This is a genomic window from Streptomyces sp. NPDC044106 (genome assembly GCF_056433985.1).
The window spans coordinates 292,084-308,817 of the sequence record NZ_JBWKFZ010000003.1; the positions used below are offsets into that span (position 1 = coordinate 292,084).

Below are 16,734 nucleotides of genomic sequence, written 5' to 3' on the forward strand. Positions count from 1 at the left end.
GGGAGGGTGGGGAGGGTAGGGCTGGTGCGGGAACCCGTGGGGGCTCGGGTTCGGCGGTGGGGGGATGTACGGGTTCGGGGCGCCGCCTCCCTGCGGTGGTGTGTTCCTCGGTCCCCAGCCCTGGTGTCCCCCGTGTGCCACTGTTCTTCCTCGCCTTCCCGCGACGCCGACGCTTGTGAGCGCGCGCAGTTTACTGGCCTGAATCCGACGCAGGCCGCCCGTACGGAGTGACGGCGAGGAACCCCTCGTACGCGGGCGGGAGTTGGTGCCATGTGCGCCCTGGACGTCTCGTGTGCAGGGGGCGTCTGTGGGGCGGGGGCGTCTGTGAGGAGGGGTGGGCATGCGGATTCCTGGGCCTGAGCCGCGGGACGACGAGGGAGTGGGGGCCATCGGGGAAGCCGGTGGGCTGCATCTGTATCAGCTGCGGCTCCATGCCGAGTACGGGCCCGTCGTACGGTTCCAGTTGCCGGGAGTCGGGGACGCCGTGTCCATTTCCGACCCCGTACTGCTGGAGGCCACCGCGCGGCTCGACGAGCGGCCCGCGCCGTTGTTCGAGTTTCTGGCGCCCCTGTGCGAGGCCGGGAACCTGCAGGTCATCGGAGCCGAGGAGCACGGGCCCTGGCGGCGCGTGCTGTTGGAGGTGTTCGCCGGGCGGCCCTCGCACGAGCGGCACTTCGGGGAGTTCGTCTCGCTGGTGGAGGGGCTCGCGGACCGTTGGGGAGAGGTGGGTGGGGAGGGCGGAGAGGGTGGCCGGGGTGACCTGCGCGGCGGTGGGCCGGGGATCGCGCTGCAGAAGGATCTGACCTCGCTGTCGCTGCGCATGATCTGCGCGTACGCGCTCGGCGGCGACCGTCGCGGTGACGTCGATCCCGACGGGGTCGTGGACGCGTTCGAGGTGGTGCTCACGGAGTACCTGGGGCAGCTCTATCAGGTGCCGGAGACCGATCCCGGCGCCCGGGAACGCCGTACGCGACGGGTCGAGGACGCGCTCCGGTACCTGCGAGGCACCGTCGACCGCGTCCTCGCCGCGCACCGGGGCGAAGGACGGAACGACAAGAGCGACGAGGGCCACGAGAGTCACAAGAGCCACGAGGACCACGAGGACCACGAGGGCGCCAAGAGCGGCAAGAGCGATCTCATCGGCGCTCTCGTCGACGCCGGCACCGACCCCGCCCGCATCCGCGACACCGTCATGATGACCATGCTGGCCGCGCACCACACCACCGGCGTCGCCGTCTCCTGGACCCTGCATCTGCTCGGACGCCACCCCGACGTCGCCGAACGCGTCGCCGAGGAACTGGACCGGGTCCTCGGCGACCGTACGGCGCCCGACTACGCCGACCTGCGACGGCTCACCTACCTCGACATGGTCCTGAAGGAGTCGATGCGGCTCTTTCCGCCGGGGCCCTACGGGGCGCGCGAGACGAGCGGGCCACTCGTCGTCGGGGAGTACGAGATTCCGGCCGGGGCCACCGTCTTCTATCCCTTCTGGGCCGTCCACATGAACCCCGACCACTGGCCCGAGCCCGGCAGGTTCGTGCCGGAGCGGTTCACTCCGGAGGCCGTGGCCGAGCGGCCGCGGCTCGCCTACATTCCCTTCGGGTTCGGGCCGCGCAGCTGCGAGGGCGCCCAGCTCGCCATGGTCGAGGCCGGACTCGCCCTGGCCGTCCTGCTGAAGCGGTTCCGCTTCCGGCCCGTCGCGGGGCACGAGGTGAGGCCCGTGGAACGGTTCGTGCTCTGGGCCGATGACGACATCCGCATGGTCGTGACCCCGCGGGCCCCCGAGCAGCCCAGCGCCCCCGCCCCCGGCCCCGGCACCGGCACCGGCACCGGCACCGGCACCGGCGAGTGACTTTCAGCCGATCTTCTCGCCGTACACGTGGTCGACCGTCATCGTCATCAGCACCCGACGGTCGGCCACCATCACCGCCCTGTACTCGTCCCAGTCGGGATGCTCCCCGGACGCCGCCCGGTAGTAGCGCACCAGCGCCTCGACCTCGGGTCCTTCGGGGTCGGTGCCCGGACCCGTAAGGGTGGCCGTGCCCTCGGCGGTGGCCCAGGAGCGGCCGTCGGGGCTCGTGACCTCCAGCGTGGCCCGCGGGTCCCGGCGCAGGTTCGCCGTCTTGGCCCGGCCCTCCGTCATGGATACGTGGAGCAGCCCGGCCTCCCGGTCGTAGAACGGCATGACGGGCGAGAGCTGCGGGCGCCCGTCCGCCTTGATCGTGGCGAGCACGCCGAGTCGGCTCTCCGCGAGCAGCGCGTACGGGTCGAAGGAGCGCGGCGGGGTGGCCGAGGTGTCGGTCTTGGGTGAGCTCATGGCGGACCTCCGGTGCGTTGCGGCCCGGGGCCGATGCGGTTCCGGGCCGGTGGCGGTACGAGGGGTACATCATCAGCAATACCGTGCGGGCCCACGCAATTCCCACGACACCGACCGGTCACCGCTCCCGGCCACTTAAGCCCGCGACGCGAGACGCACCGCCCAGGCGCAAGTCGGCGCGCCGATCGGCCCGTTGATGTCCTCGCGCTATCACGAAATGGCATCGGCTCAAACGCGCCCGCCTTCCCGATACTCGTCCCGACCGGGGGCCGCACCCGCAGGCCCCCTGTCCCGGGACCCCGGACACCCCCGCGTACCGGTCGTTCCGGCCATCCACGGCCCACCCAGGCCACTCGGAAGGACACACCCCCATGAACAGATCCAGGACCGCTCTCGTCGCGGCGCTCGGCGCCTCCGCGCTCATGGCCTCGCTCGCGGCCGCGCCCACCGCGTTCGCGGCGCCCGCGCCGGCGCCGGAGTCCGTGCAGCCGGCGGCGGCGTCGGGCACGGCCTCGTACAGCACGTCCGCGTACACCGGTGGCGGTCAGAACGAGGCCGCCAACCGGCAGTTCTTCGAGGCCGTCATGAAGTCCGCGCTGAAGAAGCAGGCGGCGAAGCCCGGCATCCAGGCCGTCACCGTCACCTACAGCACGAGCAGGGCGCCCAGCTTCCGCAGCCAGATAGCGCAGAGCACGCAGATCTGGAACTCCTCCGTCAGCAACGTGAAGCTCCAGGAGGGCACGCGGGGCGACTTCGAGTACCGCGAGGGCAACGACTCCCGGGGCTCGTACGCCTCCACCGACGGGCACGGCCACGGCTACATCTTCCTGGACTACCGGCAGAACCAGCAGTACAACTCCACGCGTGTAACGGCACACGAGACCGGTCACGTGCTCGGTCTGCCCGACCACTACTCGGGGCCCTGCAGCGAGCTGATGTCGGGCGGCGGCCCCGGCACGTCCTGCACCAACCCCTACCCCAACGCCCAGGAGCGGCAGCGGGTCAACAGCCTCTGGGCGCGCGGTGTGGCCGTCCTCAAGGACGAGGGCGCGCTGACGAAGGTCCGCTGACCCCGGGCCGCTGACCCCGAAGGGACCATTGACCCCGAAGGGGCCACTGACCCCGTTCGGCCCGGGGGCGTCCTGTCCTCCCCCAGCGGGCTGTTACGTACCGCAAACAGCCTCCGGGCCAACCCGGCCGCGTGCGGCGCACTCTCCCCCGGCATGGGGACACATGCTCACGGGAAGAAGTCGCGCCGCCGCGGCCGGAAACGGCTCGTGGACTATCCGCGGACCGGCAGGAGCGGCGTCCGGCGATGGCTTCCCTCATGGCGTCAACTGGTGGGAACGGCGGGGCTCTTCGTGCTCTGCGTCGCCGTTCTCTTCATCTGCGTGTACGTCAGCGTCGACATCCCGGACGAGAACGAGGCGGCCCGCCGCGAGGCCAACGTCTACTACTGGTCCGACGGCACCCAGATGGTCAGCACCGGCGAGGTCAACCGGCAGAACGTGGAGCTCGACCAGATCGCCCCGTCCGCCGTGCACGCGGTGATCGCGGCCGAGAACGAGACCTTCTACGAGGACTCCGGGGTCTCCCCCAAGGGCCTGGCCCGCGCCGCCGTCAGCATGGCCCGCGGGCAGGAGACGCAGGGCGGGTCCACCATCACCCAGCAGTACGTGAAGAACACCTACCTCTCGCAGGACCAGACCGTCACGCGGAAGGTCAAGGAGTTCGTCATCGCGCTGAAGCTCGACCGCAAGAAGAGCAAGGACGAGATCCTCAAGGGCTACCTCAACACCAGCTGGTTCGGGCGCGGCGCCAACGGCATCGAGGCCGCCGCCCACGCCTACTACGGCATCCCCGCCAAGCAGCTGAACCCGAGCCAGGGCGCGCTGCTCGCCGCCCTCCTGAAGGGCGCCGAGCTGTACGACCCGGCGGTCAGCGCGGCCAACCACGAGCGGGCCCGCGAGCGCTGGGCGTGGATCCTGGACCGGCAGGTCGGCGTCGGCCTGATGACGAAGTCGGAGCGGGCCAAGTACCGGACCTTCCCCGAACCCCGCAAGCGCTCCCGCTCCACCAGCCTCGGCGGCCAGACCGGCTATCTCGTCGACGTCGCCAACCGGTACGTCAAGCAGAGCACCGGCCTCACCGACGAGGAACTGGCCCGCGGCGGCTACGAGATCCACACCACCTTCGACCGCGGCAAGGTGCGCGGCCTGGAACGCGCCGTGCGCCGGGTCCTCGCCCGCGACACCGATCCGAAGAAGCGCGCGGCCGACCGGTTCCTCCAGGTCGGCGCCGCCTCCGTCCGGCCGTCCGACGGGGCGGTCCTCGCGCTGTACGGCGGGCCCGACGCCACCGAGCACTTCACCAACAACGCCGACACCTCCGGCGTCCCCGCCGGTTCCGCCTTCAAGCCGTTCGTGCTGGCCGCCGCGCTGCAGAACGGGCTGTCCGTGCGCGAGCAGCCGGTCGTCGAGGCCCGCCTCGCGGACCACGCCCCCGGCGTGCCGCGGGGCACCCTGGCCGACAGCCGGTACGCCGCCGACGGCACCCTGCGGCTGTCCGGGGGCGCCGCCGACCCCGATCACCCCACGCTCCGCCAGGCCCTGGTGGGCGGCGGCAACGCCACGTACGTACGTCTCGGCACGGACGTCGGCCGGGACAAGGTCCGCCGCACCGCCGTCGCCGCCGGGCTGCTGCGCCAGAGCATGGGCCGCCTGGAGCCCGCCTTCTCCGTCGGCACGTCGACGCCCAGCGCGATCCGGATGGCCACCGCGTACGGGACCTTCGCGAGCGCGGGGGTCCGGCACGACCCGTACTCGGTGACCGAGGTCCTGAAAGACGGCGAGAGCCTGCCCGGTCTGGCGCCGCCCCCGGCCCAGCGCGCGCTCGACCAGGACGTGGCCCGCCAGGTCGGCGACGCCCTGCGCGCGGTCGGCCGGGACGTGGGGGCGGATGTCCCCGCGGGGCGCACCGGCGACCAGGACCGCCTGAAGTCGGCCTGGTTCGCCGCCTACACGAAGGACATGTCGACGGCGGTGACGCTCTTCAGGCTGCGCCCCGACGAGCCGCAGCTGCTGCCGATGTCGGGCGTGGCCGGGAAGAAGTCCGGGCGCGGGAACGTGCTGCCGCCGCGGATCTGGCAGGAGTACGTGGGCGGGGCGCACGGAGCCGGGAAGGGGCGTTGACCTTGCCCCTGGGGCAGACTCCATCGTCTGCGTCACCGGGCCGGACGGCCCGGTGACGGAGGATGACCCCGTGAACGTGGAACCACGACGGCCGGCGCCGACGCCGGCGCCGTACCGGACGCCGGAGCAGCCGGAACAGTCGGAGCAGCCGGACGGCGAACTGCTGTCCATCGGCGAGTTCGCCGCCCGCGCGCGGCTCTCGCCGAAGGCGCTGCGGCTGTACGACCGGCTCGGACTGCTGGCGCCCGCCCACGTCGACGAGGTCAGCGGCTACCGCTACTACCGCCCCCACCAGATCGAGCGCGCCCGCACGGTCGCGCTCCTGCGCCGCCTCGACATGCCGCTCGCGGCGATCGCCGAGGTCGTGGAGTTGGACGGGGAACGGGCGGCGCGCTCGCTCGACGGCTACTGGGCCGGGGTCGAGGAACGCTTCGCGGAGCAGCGGACGCTCGCGCGCTACCTCCGTGGACGACTGTCGGGAAGGAACACCGAGTTGTACGCGACGTTCGAGATTCAGACCGTGGACGTGCCGGAGCGGTACGTCATCAGTGAGAGCAGGCATGTACGCGCCCAGGAGCTGTCGTCCTGGATCGCCGCGTCCGCCGAACGCCTGGAGCGGGCGGCCGAGGAGTGCGGGGGCATCGCCGCGCCGCACTTCGTCGTCTACCACGCGGAGGTGACCGAGGAGAGCGACGGGCCCGCCGAGTCGTGCGTGCCGGTCGTGGACGTGTCGGCCGCGCGGGCGTGGGCGGCGAAGCAGGGCCGGGGCGCGGAGGTCACGGTCCGCGTGGAGCCCGCGCACCGGCTCGCCTACACCAGGATCACCAAGGCGCAGGTCTCCTACCCGCAGATCATCGCGGCGTTCGACGCCGTGGAGGCCTGGGCCGCCGAGCAGGGGCTCACCCTGACGGGGCCGTGCCGCGAGGTGTACTTCGCGGACTGGGCGGTGACGGGGCCCGAGGACGACGTGTGCGATGTGGCGTTCCCGGTGTCGGGCGCGTAACTGTTCGGTTCGAGCCCCCGGCGTGCGCCGTGCGCGCTTCCGCGCGCCGGGGGCCGTTCGTCACCTCCCCACGCAGCCCAGGAGCCTTCGGCCTCTCCCGCACCTATCCTGAGGAAGCATGGAGGGGGCTGCGGCAGCTGCGGACGGGGGCGTCAACTCTCCGATGGATCATTCGAGTTGGCGCGTCCGGCTGCGGCGGTGGGCGGCGTCGGGGAGCGGCGACGTGCTCGGCGCCGGGGTGCTGTTCGGCGCCGACCGCGTGCTCACCTGCGCCCACGTCATCCGTGACCCGGCGACGGGGCTGCGGCCCGACCGCGTCCAGGTCGAGTTTCCGCTCCTGCAAGGCCTCGAGCGCACCCCGCACCGCACCGCGACCGTCGAGGCCGGGCACTGGGTGCCCGCCTTCGGCAAGGCGCAGGGCGATCTCGCGGTGCTCGTCCTGGACGGCCCCGCGCCCCTGCCATCGCCGGTCACCCTGCACCGCACGCTCGACTACCGGGGCGCCACGGTCCTCATAGACGGCTTCCCCGAGTACCAGTCGGGCGGCCAGTGGCTCACCGGGGTCTGCCGGGGGCCCGGCGGGGAGGGTGACGAGCGGGTGCAGATCGACCTGACCGGGGCGGGCGCAGAGGCGGGGCCCGCGCGGCGGCTGCGGGGCGGGTTCAGCGGTGCGGGCGTGCGCGAGGAGGGCACGGACCGGATCCTCGGCATCCTGGCGCAGGCCGACGAGCGGGGCGAGCACGGCTACATGATCCCGGCGGCCACCGTCGCCAAGTACTTCCGGCGCTTCGCCGAGCGGTACGTGCGGGGGCCGCACGCCATCCCCGGCCACCGCGTCGTCTCCGCGGACGCGGCCCGCACGGCCCGCCCGCACGGTCTGCAGCGCACCGTCACCCGCTGGCTGAACGGCGCGCAGGACGCGTGGGACACCGAGGTCCTCTTCATCGCCGAGGACGACGAACGCGCCCGGCAGGCCCTGTACGTCGTCCTGAACATGGCCGACCGGGAGCAGTCTCCCCAACTTGCCGTGCAGCCCATGGAGTTGGCGTCCGGAGGCGACTCCCTGCTGTCCCGCGCGGGCATCGCGCCGCAGGTCGGCAGCATCGGCCTCGTCATCGACCTGGAGGGCGCCGCGCTCGACGACCCCGGCCGGCCGGAGCTGCGCGAGGCCCTCGCCGTACTGCGCCACGAACTGCGGCACGCGCCGCGCGGCGGCGCCGTCCCGCGGCGGCGTCCCGCCGTCGCCGTGCTCCACGCCGACCGGTCCGTCACCGAACCGGCCGCAGCCGTCCGCCTCCTCGGTGAACTGGCCGACGCCGGGACGCGGTTGCTGCTCGTGGTGGAGTCGAGCACCCACGGCTTCACCTACGCTCTCGCGGAGCGGCTGCTGCCCGCCGAGCGCGCCGCGCAGTGGCTCCAGCGGATCGGTGCCCGCGTCGACGCCCTCGCCGCCACCGAGCGCAACGCCCGCCGGCTCTTCCACCGCGTGGAGCCGCACGTCGTCGACCCGCCGGTCGCCACCGGGTACGCGGCGCGGGCCGCCCTGTGGACGGTGCAGCTCAGCAACGAACTGCGGCCGATGACGGGGCGGGGCGGACCGCGCTTCCTGGAGAAGCTCTCGTACGCCGAACAGGCCGTGGACACCTACCTGTTGCGTGCCGAGCGCGCGGAGAGCGAGCTGCGCGGCGTGCTCGACGAGCATCTGCGGCTGCGCGGGCTGCTCAGGGACCATCTGGCCCGGCTCGCCCGGCGCGGCCTCGCCGAGCACCCTGACGCGGTCGGCCCCTACCGCGAGGCCCAGCGGCTCCTGATGGCCGGGCCCTGCCCGCTGGCCGACGCCGAGCGGGCGGTCGCGGCGTTCACGCGGGTGGTGCGGCGCCTGGCGGACGCGGGCGCGGTCGCGGGCAAGGACGGTGACGTGTGAGCGCCGTCAAGTCCTGCCCGCACCCGGGCTGTACGGGAACCCTCACGCCCACCGGCTACTGCCTGGCCAGCGGCGAGCGCGTCGACCCGCACACCGGGCTGCACTCCGACGCGGCGGTCCGCCCGGCGAGCGACACGGGCCCGGGGTCGAGACCGGGGGCGGGATCGGGGTCGGAGTCGGGGGTGGGGTCGGGGTCGGGCTCGGAGTCGGGCGCGGCGACCGGTTTCGACTCCGCCACCCGCTCCGCCCCCCGCTCCGGCTCCGGCTCCGGCTCCCAGGAGCGGGAGTCCTCCCAGCACTGGATCGTCGAACCGGGCTACACCACCGGGCCACCCCCGCGCCCCGCCCGTATCGACCTGCCGCCCGAGCACCCCGACCCCACCGTCCTGCCCGAGATCACCCTCCTGGACCGTGCGGACAGCGGCGGTCCTGGGCCGGACGCCCCGAGCGCGCTGCCGCTGCCGCCCGGCACCCTGCTCGCGGGCCAGTACCGCCTGGTGCGGCCCCTCGGATACGGCGGGATGGGCGAGGTCTGCCTCGCCCACGACACCAAGGTCGACGACCGCGCGGTCGCCGTGAAGATGCTGCACGCCGAGCTCGCCGCCGACTCGTACAGCCTCCTTGAGGGCGAGCGGAAAGAGCTGGTGGAGCTGAACCACGACGGGTTCATCCGGGTCTTCAACTACGGGCACCACACCGGCGTCGGGGACTTCCTCGTCCTCCAGTACGTCGACGGGCTCAACCTCGAAGAGGTGCGGGCCCGCGCGCACGAGCACCCCGAGGAGTTCGGCGGGCGACGCTTCCTGGAGTTCGTCCTCGCGTACGGCGTGCGCATCCTCGCCGCCCTCGCGTATCTGCACGCCCCCGAACGCGGCAAGGTGTACGGCGACCTGAAGCCGCCGAACGTCATGCACGACGGCTCCACCACCAAACTCGTCGACGTCGGCAGCGTGCGCCGTGCGGGCGTGCCCGGCCTCACCACCGGGCTCTACCGCGCGCCCAGCGTCGGCGAGCACGGCGAGTCCGCGCCGCAGGACGACCTGTTCAGCCTCGGCGAGACGCTGCGCACCCTGTGCGGCATCGGCGCCACCCGCCACGACCTCGCGGACCTGTCCGCGCTCGACCCGCTGAACGACGCCGTCGCGGACCACCGCGGGCTCGGCCTGGTCTCCCTCGCCAGGGTCCTGCGCCGCGCCACCCGCACCGCTCGCGCGGGGCGGTTCGCCACGGCCAGGGAGATGGACGAGCAACTCCGCGGCGTCTTCCGGGAGCTGCGGTCGCTGCGGACGGGGGCGGAGACCTTCGAGCCCTCGCCGCTGTTCCTGCAGTCCGCGTACGCCTTGGACGGCGGTCTCGGCGCCGCCCCCGAGGTGTCGCGCTGGGCGGCCCCGCCGTCGGCGCCCCGTCACCTCGCGCCCGACCCGCCCGAGGTGGCCCGGCGCCTTCCGGTGCCGCGCCCCGACCCGGACGACGACCACCACGGCGAGCTCAGCCGGCTCAGCGACGACGACCCCGAGGCGCTGCTCCAGCACACCGCCGACTGGCGTGACTCCCCCGAGGTGCATCTGCTGCGGTGCAGGCTGCGGCTGCGGGCGGCGCCGCGCACGGACGGCGGGCCGCTCACCGAGGCCGAGACGGCGCTCGCCCTGGCCGAGGACGCCATAGGCCCCGCCCGCGCCCCCTACGACTGGCGGCTCGACTGGCACCGGGGACTGCTCGCGCTCGCCCGCTCCCGGGTGGCGCAGGCCCGCGGCCACTTCGACCGGGTCTACGGCGCGATCCCCGGCGAGTACGCGCCCAAGCTGGCCCTCGGCTACTGCGCCGAGCGCCTGGACCGCAGACACGAGGCGCTGACGTTCTACGAGGCGGTGCGGCTGCGCAACCCCTCGCTCGGCAGCGCCGCGTTCGGCGCCGTCCGGGCCAGGATCGCACTCGGCGGCCCCGACGCCCTGACGGCCGCCATCGCCGCGCTCGACGCGGTGCCCCAGCACTCCCGGCACCGCACCGCCGCCCGCACCGCCGCCGTGCGCATCCTCGTCGACCACGCCGGGGACGCGGCCGGTCTGGGCGCGGCGGTGCGCGCGCTGGCCCAGCTCTTCTCCGCGCACGGCCTGACCGATGAACAGTCCCGCGTACGGATGAAGGCGGAGGTGTGGGGCGCGGCCCACCGGCTGCTCCACGCGGGCGAGGGCGTAAGGGGTGGCCTGACCGCCGCCGAGCTGCGCGCCGTCGCCGCGCACGCCGACCCGCTGCTCCAGTTCCCGGCGGACGAACGGGCGTTGCGAACCGACCTCGCCCGCTTCTACCGGGGCCTCGCCCACCAGGCCGCGCCCTCGGCCCCGGGCGGCGACGACCACGACGGCACCGGAACGCCCCTCGCCGAACTCCTTCTCGACCGCGCCTACGCGGTACGTCCCTTCGGATTCCGGCACTCCCGCTTCGGCAAGGACACCCCATGGCTGGGCATGAAGATCAGGAACCGGCCGCCTCGGTCGCCCTCGAGGTGAGCCAGGTCGTCGAGCTGCCCCGCCCCCGCTCGCCGGGCGCCGCGGAGGCGGCACGGATGTACGCCGTCCTCACGGTGACGGTACGCAGACCGGGCGCCGCGCCCGTGCCGCCCACCGCCACCGTGCGGGACCCGGCGGCCGAAACGGCCGATGTGGCCTACCCGGCCGGCGCGGCCGGTGCGGCCAGGCCCCGGCTCGCCGAGGTCCTGCTCATCGACCACTCCTCGTCGATGGTGATGCCCCCGAGCCGGCTCGCCGCCGCCCGCGCCGCCGCTGTCAGCGCGCTGGCCCGCATCCCGGACGGCTCGCTGTTCGCCCTGGTGGCGGGGGGCGACAGGACCGCCATGATCTACCCGAGGCGGTCCGGACTCGCCGTCGCGCACACCGAGTCGCGGGCCGCCGCGGAGGCCGCCCTGCACGACTGCACCCCGGGCGGCGGCACCGCGATGGGCACCTGGCTCGAGCGCGCCAGGCACCTCTTCCGGGACCTGCCCGCCGCCGGCGTCGGCGGCTACGTACGCCACGCGCTGCTGCTCACCGACGGGAAGAACGAGCCCGGTTACGAGACGCGCGCGGAGCTGCGGGAGCGCGTCGAGCGGTGCGCGCGGGCCTTCACCTGCGACGTCGTCGGCATCGGCGACGCCTGGGAGACGGAGGAACTGCTCCTGATCGCGGGTGCGTTGAGCGGGCGCACCCGGGCCGTCGCGGATCTGACACGGCTGCCCGGCGAGGTGGCCGCGCTCACCGGGCGGGCCGCCGAGCGCGACGTCACCGGCCTGCGGCTGCGCCTCTACCACCGCGCCGGGGTGCGCCCGCACTCCTTCGAGCAGGTCCATCCGACGCGGGCCGCGCTCGACCCCGCCCACGTCGACCTGTCCGGCGTGGAGAAGGGCGCGGGCGGCCCCGTCGAGGAGTACGCCCTCGGCCCGTACGGCGAGGAGACCCGCGCGTACCTGCTCTGCGTCGGCGCGCCCTACGACCCCGCCCAGCTCGGCAAGGAGCTCCTGCTCACCGAGGTCGAGCTCGACACCGAAGGCGCCGCGGCGCTCGAACTCCCCGACCCGCAGCCGGTATTGATGCGCTGGACCGACGACGCCGACCTCTACAGCCGCCTCGACCCCCAGGTCGCCCACTACCGCCACGAGGAGGAGCTGCACCGTACCTTCGAAGAGGCCTGCGCCGAGCTGAAGCACGGCAGGCGCGCGGTGGCCGAGACGCTGTTCGGCACGGCCTGGCGGCTCGCCGTCGAGGCGGGCGACACCGCCATGCAGGAGCATCTGCGGCGCCTCGTCCGCGTCCGCGATTCGGCGCCCGGCGCGGTCCGGCTCCGGGAGCGGATCGCCAAGTTCGACGTGGAGGCGGCCCGCATCCAGTCGAGCACGACCGTCCTCCCCGGCGCCTTCCGGCCCGCGTCCCCCCACGTCCCCCGGCCCGCCTCCCCGCCCTCCGGCGGCGCCCCGTGACGGCCCGCCGGCGCACCGCCCGGCTGTTCGCCGTACGCGTGCTGCGCTCCCTGCTCCGGTACGCGTGGCCCGCGCCGCTCACCGAGGCGCCGCGCAACAGCGCCTATCTACGCGAGCGGCTCGTCGCGCTGCCACTGCTCACCGTCGTCGCGGCCGCCGCGTTCGGCTGGGCGTACGCCGACGTCCGCGGGGACTCGACCGCCCTGCGGGACAGCTTCACTCCCGCGCTCGTCGGTCTCGCCGAGGCCGAGACGTCGCTGCGCATCGCCGACCGCGAGGCCGGTCACAGCCTGGCCGCCGGGGAGTCGGTGCGGCTCAGCGGGTTGAGCAAGCGGTACAGCACCCGCACGACGCGGGCCGTGCAGCGCCTCAACCAGGTGGCCCGCAGCGGCGCCCTGACCACCGCCGAACGCCAGGAGCTCGACGTGGTCTCCGGGCTCGTCGTCGACTACGGCACCTGGATCGCCTTCGCCCAGAACAACGTCGCCGACCCCGCGCTGCGCGCCGCCGGACTCTCGTACGCCCGCAGCATGCTCTGCTCGACCCCGGCCACCGCCAAGGCGACCGGCACCGGCGACGGCTACCCGCCGTGCCGCCCCGACTCCGGCTCCGACGCGACCGCCGTCGTCGACCGCATCACCACCCTGGAGACCCACCTGCGCGCCAGACTCGCCGACCGCGCGGCCCTCGGCGGCCGGGTGATCGCCGCGGCCGTCGTCGCCGGACTCGCCCTCGCCCTCCTCGCGTCCGGCCTGTGGCGCACCCAGCTCTTCCTCCGCCACCGCCTGCGCCTGTACGTCAGCGTCCCGCTCCTGGTCGCCGCGGTGCCGCTGCTCGCCGTGCCGTTCCTGACCGCCGATGCCGTGCTCGCCCACCGGGCGCAGCAGCGGGTGGTGTCCACCACGGGCGACCTGGCCCGCCGGACGTCCCCGGTCATCGAGTCGAGAACCGACGACAAGCCCTTCGGCCCCCGGGACCCGCTGCTCATCGCATCCCTCGACGCCCGCGCCCGCCACGACCTGGCCGCGGGACGCCTCTGGTCGCTGGGCGGGACCGCGCCGTGGGTGACGCCCGTCGGCCTGCTGAGCGCCGTCCTGACGGGCGGCACGCTCTACGCCTACCGCCGCGAGTACGTCCTCATCTCCCGCCCGGGAGCCGCCGCGTGATCCGGCCGGGTGCCGTCCTGCGCGCCCTCCTCGCGGCCTGCCTGCTGGCCGTCACCGCCGGTGCCTGCGGGGGCGGGCGGTCCGAGACGCTCGTGGTGCTCGGGCCCTGGACGGGCCCCGAGGGCAAGGCCTTCGAGGAGATGCTGCACCGCCTCGACGACGGCACCGGCAAGACGTACACGTACCAGGGCACGCGTTCCCTGCGGGAGACGCTCGTCGCGCAGCTTGAGGCGGGCGACCCGCCGGACGTGGCGATCCTCAACAGCCTCGGCGAACTGACCGAGTACGCCCGCGCGGGACGCCTCACCCCGCTCGGCCGCGCCGCCACCGCCCGCGCCTACCCGCCCTGGACCCTGCCGCTCAACGTGAACGGCATGCGCCGCACCTACTGGGTGCCGCTGAAGGTCGACCTCAAGAGCCTGGTGTGGAGCAAGGAGGGGCAGTCGGCCAGGACGCCCGAATGGTGCGTGGGCCTCGCCTCGCAGGCCACCTCCGGCTGGCCCGGCACCGACTGGGTGGAGGACATACTGCTCCACCAGGCGGGGCCCGCCGCGTACACGGAGTGGGCCACCGGGCGCCTCAGCTGGCACGACCCGCGGGTCCGCAGGGCGTGGACGACCTGGGCCGGGCTCCTCGGCCACCGCTCCAAGGCCGCCATCGACCAGTCGCTGACCACGTCGTACGTGGGGACGGCCGACCCGAGGCGCGGCGGCGCCCCGCGCGGCCTGCTCGACTCCCTCTCGCCCCGCTGCACGCACGAGCACCAGAGCGCCTTCATCCGGTACGTGTACGCGGGCGACCGGGTCCGCGTCGACCCGGCGGCGGGCTTCCTCGGCGGCCGTTCCGCGTACGACGGGGTCTATGAGGTGGCGGGCGACATGGCCGCGGTCTTCACCCGCGACCCGGCGGCGCGCGCCCTCGTCGACCGGCTCTCGGGCAGGCGCGCCCGGGACCTCTGGCGGGGCGGGGCGAAGGCGGAACTGCGGCCGCTCTTCCCCGACGCGACCGACCCCCAGCCCACCGACCCGACGGGGCGGCGCATCGCGGGGATCCTCACCGCCAAGGCGCGGACGCTGTGCTTCGACGCCTCGGACGTGATGCCGCCGGGCCTGCGCGACGCGTTCCACCGGGCCGTCCTGCAGTACTTCAGGAACCCGTCCGGCGGGCGGCTCGACGCACTCCTCGACCAGCTCGACACCGTGCGCGCCGGGGCCGCCGCGGAAGCGGGCCCCGGGCACCTGCCCACGTCAGGGATCTGCGCGCCACCGGGCGGCTGAGAGCCGGTGTCCGGCCCGGGTACGGCTGACCGCGTCAGCGGCGCATCTCCTCCGGGCAGGGCGTGCCGCGGGGCAGCTGGTAGGGCGAGCCGAGCCGGTAGGTGCCGGCCTTCGGGGCGATCAGCTCGACCCACTCGTCGCCGTTGTGGTCCTCCGGGGCCTCCAGGAGGCAGCCGTTGACGTTGGAGTACTCCTTGGGCCGCCGCTCGTCGTGCTCGCGCCGCCGCTTCGACTCGTCGGTCTCCTTCGGCTGCGCCACACCCTTGCCCTTGGCGTCGACGACGCTCAGCCACGGCGAGTACGGGATGCGGATCGTGACGCGGCCCGGCTTCTGCACGCGCAGGGTCATCTCGGTCTGCTCGGCGCGCTCCACGACGGCGTTCGGCCCGGCGAGCGGCGTCGGGTCGGTGACCTCGTACAGCTTCCAGTTGGTGTCGACCCACACCTGCCGCAGATACGGCAGGCCGTCCGAGATGAGCTGCGTCTCGCGCTTGCCGCCGTCGCCGTCGGGCTCGCCCTTGGGGACCGCGACGTAATGCACGGACCAGCGCTGGAGCCACTCGTGGTAGTTCGCGGAGTTGAGGGTGTCGTCGTAGAAGAGGGGGTTGCGCTCCATGTCGGCCTGCCGGTTCCAGCCGCGGGCGAGCTGTACGTAGGTGGGGAGCGCGGACGCCTCGCGGTGGCTGCGGGCCGGCACCACCTCGACGCGGCCCTTCGCGGCGCCCCGCTCCTTCAGCTCGTGCACCAACGGCGCGACCTCACGCGTCCAGGAGGCGTCCGACCGCGTGTGCACGATGTCGTCGACGGCCTTGAACCCGACCCATCCGGTGAAGCCTGCGACCGCGACGACGATCACGTACCACTTGCGGGACTTCGGCACGGCGTACGGCAGCGCGGCGAGCAGCGCGACGGCCGCGAACGACATCGCGAGGCGCGAGATGTTGGAGCCGATCTGCGAGTTGATCAGCCATACGCCGAGCACGAACGCCGCGTACACGGCCGTCGTGATCCGCACGGTCTTCCACTGCTTCGGCACCGCGTAGTAGACGAGGGCGGCGAAGAGCAGCGGCAGCGACGCCGAGCCGAACGACATCGGCTGGGTGCCGGAGAACGGGAAGAGCCACGCGGACAGGCCCACGACGGCGGCGGGCGCGAGTCCCAGCGCGTACGCGCCCGGGTAGCGCTTGCTGAGGAACAACGCGACGGCGACGAACCCGACGAAGAGCCCGGCCACCGGGCTGCCCATCGTCGCGAGCGCCGCGAACGGCGCGGCGACCAGCGCCTTCGCCCACCGCTTGTAGCGCCAGCGGTGCGGCCAGCAGAAGACGGCGGCGACCGCCATGAGCGCGAACATCTGGCCGAGGCCGTACGTCACACGCCCCGACACCGCGTTGCACAGCAGTGCGAAGACACCCGCGACGGTGGGCCAGAGCAGCCCCTTCACCGCCCGGCTGCGCATCAGGATCATGGTGAGCAGCGCGGCGGAGACGGTCCCGGCGATCATCATCGTGGTGCGCACGCCGAGCACCGACATGAGGTACGGCGAGATCACGCTGTACGACACCGGGTGCATGCCGCCGTACCAGCCGAGGTTGTACGCGGACGCGGGGTGCCGTCCGACGAACTCGGCCCAGGCGTCCTGCGCCGCGAGGTCACCGCCGCTGTTGGCGAAGACGAAGAACCAGACGACGTGCAGCACGGCGGCGACCGCCGTCGTGATCGTCACCGGGTGGCGGAAGAAGCGCTGCTGCCGTGAGAGGGCGGGGCCCTCGTCGGGGGCGCGGCGCTGGCCCGGCAGCTGTATTCGCGCACCGGTGAGGCGGCCGCTGCCCGTGTCGGGCGCGGCGTCGTCTTCGGTGCGCGTCGGCTCCGCTGTGGCCACTGGA

General features: G+C 73.9%; 11 protein-coding genes. 9 read left to right on the forward strand and 2 right to left on the reverse strand.

What is annotated here, in order from left to right:
• Positions 1–340 precede the first annotated feature (340 nt).
• A complete protein-coding gene (locus AC07DI_RS06505; protein WP_478902594.1) occupies positions 341–1,852 on the forward strand; it encodes a cytochrome P450 in 1,512 nt (503 codons plus the stop codon).
• Positions 1,853–1,855: 3 nt separating this feature from the next.
• Here AC07DI_RS06505 and AC07DI_RS06510 read toward each other — a convergent pair whose 3' ends face one another.
• A complete protein-coding gene (locus AC07DI_RS06510; protein ID WP_384253536.1) occupies positions 1,856–2,317 on the reverse strand; it encodes a PPOX class F420-dependent oxidoreductase in 462 nt (153 codons plus the stop codon).
• A gap of 371 nt (positions 2,318–2,688) precedes the next feature.
• Between AC07DI_RS06510 and snpA the strand changes: the two genes are divergently transcribed.
• The 8 genes from snpA (at position 2,689) to AC07DI_RS06550 (ending at position 14,848) form a co-directional block, all read left to right on the forward strand.
• Positions 2,689–3,387, forward strand: coding sequence for a snapalysin (gene snpA / locus AC07DI_RS06515; RefSeq protein ID WP_384253538.1), 699 nt, complete (start codon positions 2,689–2,691; stop codon positions 3,385–3,387).
• 270 nt (positions 3,388–3,657) lie between these two features.
• On the forward strand, positions 3,658–5,508 hold the full coding sequence (locus tag AC07DI_RS06520; protein ID WP_478902597.1) for a transglycosylase domain-containing protein: 1,851 nt from the start codon (positions 3,658–3,660) through the stop codon (positions 5,506–5,508).
• Between the two features lie 160 nt (positions 5,509–5,668).
• Positions 5,669–6,511, forward strand: a complete 843-nt coding sequence (locus tag AC07DI_RS06525) for a MerR family transcriptional regulator (RefSeq protein ID WP_384253740.1) — start codon at positions 5,669–5,671, stop codon at positions 6,509–6,511.
• A 163-nt stretch (positions 6,512–6,674) separates the two neighbouring features.
• A complete protein-coding gene (locus tag AC07DI_RS06530; RefSeq protein ID WP_478902598.1) occupies positions 6,675–8,435 on the forward strand; it encodes a trypsin-like peptidase domain-containing protein in 1,761 nt (586 codons plus the stop codon).
• Positions 8,432–10,942 carry a tetratricopeptide repeat protein gene (locus AC07DI_RS06535; protein WP_478902599.1) on the forward strand — a complete coding sequence of 837 codons (2,511 nt, stop codon included), beginning with the start codon at positions 8,432–8,434 and terminating at the stop codon, positions 10,940–10,942. Before AC07DI_RS06530 ends, AC07DI_RS06535 begins: the two co-directional genes overlap by 4 nt.
• Complete coding sequence (locus AC07DI_RS06540) at positions 10,891–12,405, forward strand: VWA domain-containing protein (RefSeq protein WP_478902601.1); 1,515 nt, start codon at positions 10,891–10,893, stop codon at positions 12,403–12,405. Before AC07DI_RS06535 ends, AC07DI_RS06540 begins: the two co-directional genes overlap by 52 nt.
• On the forward strand, positions 12,402–13,571 hold the full coding sequence (locus AC07DI_RS06545; RefSeq protein ID WP_478902602.1) for a hypothetical protein: 1,170 nt from the start codon (positions 12,402–12,404) through the stop codon (positions 13,569–13,571). Before AC07DI_RS06540 ends, AC07DI_RS06545 begins: the two co-directional genes overlap by 4 nt.
• Positions 13,568–14,848 carry an extracellular solute-binding protein gene (locus AC07DI_RS06550; RefSeq protein ID WP_478902604.1) on the forward strand — a complete coding sequence of 427 codons (1,281 nt, stop codon included), beginning with the start codon at positions 13,568–13,570 and terminating at the stop codon, positions 14,846–14,848. Before AC07DI_RS06545 ends, AC07DI_RS06550 begins: the two co-directional genes overlap by 4 nt.
• Before the next feature lie 34 nt (positions 14,849–14,882).
• Here AC07DI_RS06550 and AC07DI_RS06555 read toward each other — a convergent pair whose 3' ends face one another.
• Positions 14,883–16,730, reverse strand: coding sequence for an MFS transporter (locus AC07DI_RS06555; RefSeq protein WP_478902605.1), 1,848 nt, complete (start codon positions 16,728–16,730; stop codon positions 14,883–14,885).
• Positions 16,731–16,734 lie beyond the last annotated feature (4 nt).

Bases quoted from the DNA above. Each gene is read 5' to 3' on its own strand.
- AC07DI_RS06530 (WP_478902598.1), top strand. From the start codon at position 6,675: ATGGATCATTCGAGTTGGCGCGTCCGGCTGCGGCGGTGGGCGGCGTCG.
- AC07DI_RS06540 (WP_478902601.1), top strand. From the start codon at position 10,891: ATGGCTGGGCATGAAGATCAGGAACCGGCCGCCTCGGTCGCCCTCGAG.
- AC07DI_RS06510 (WP_384253536.1), bottom strand. From the start codon at position 2,317: ATGAGCTCACCCAAGACCGACACCTCGGCCACCCCGCCGCGCTCCTTC.
- AC07DI_RS06505 (WP_478902594.1), top strand. From the start codon at position 341: ATGCGGATTCCTGGGCCTGAGCCGCGGGACGACGAGGGAGTGGGGGCC.
- snpA (WP_384253538.1), top strand. From the start codon at position 2,689: ATGAACAGATCCAGGACCGCTCTCGTCGCGGCGCTCGGCGCCTCCGCG.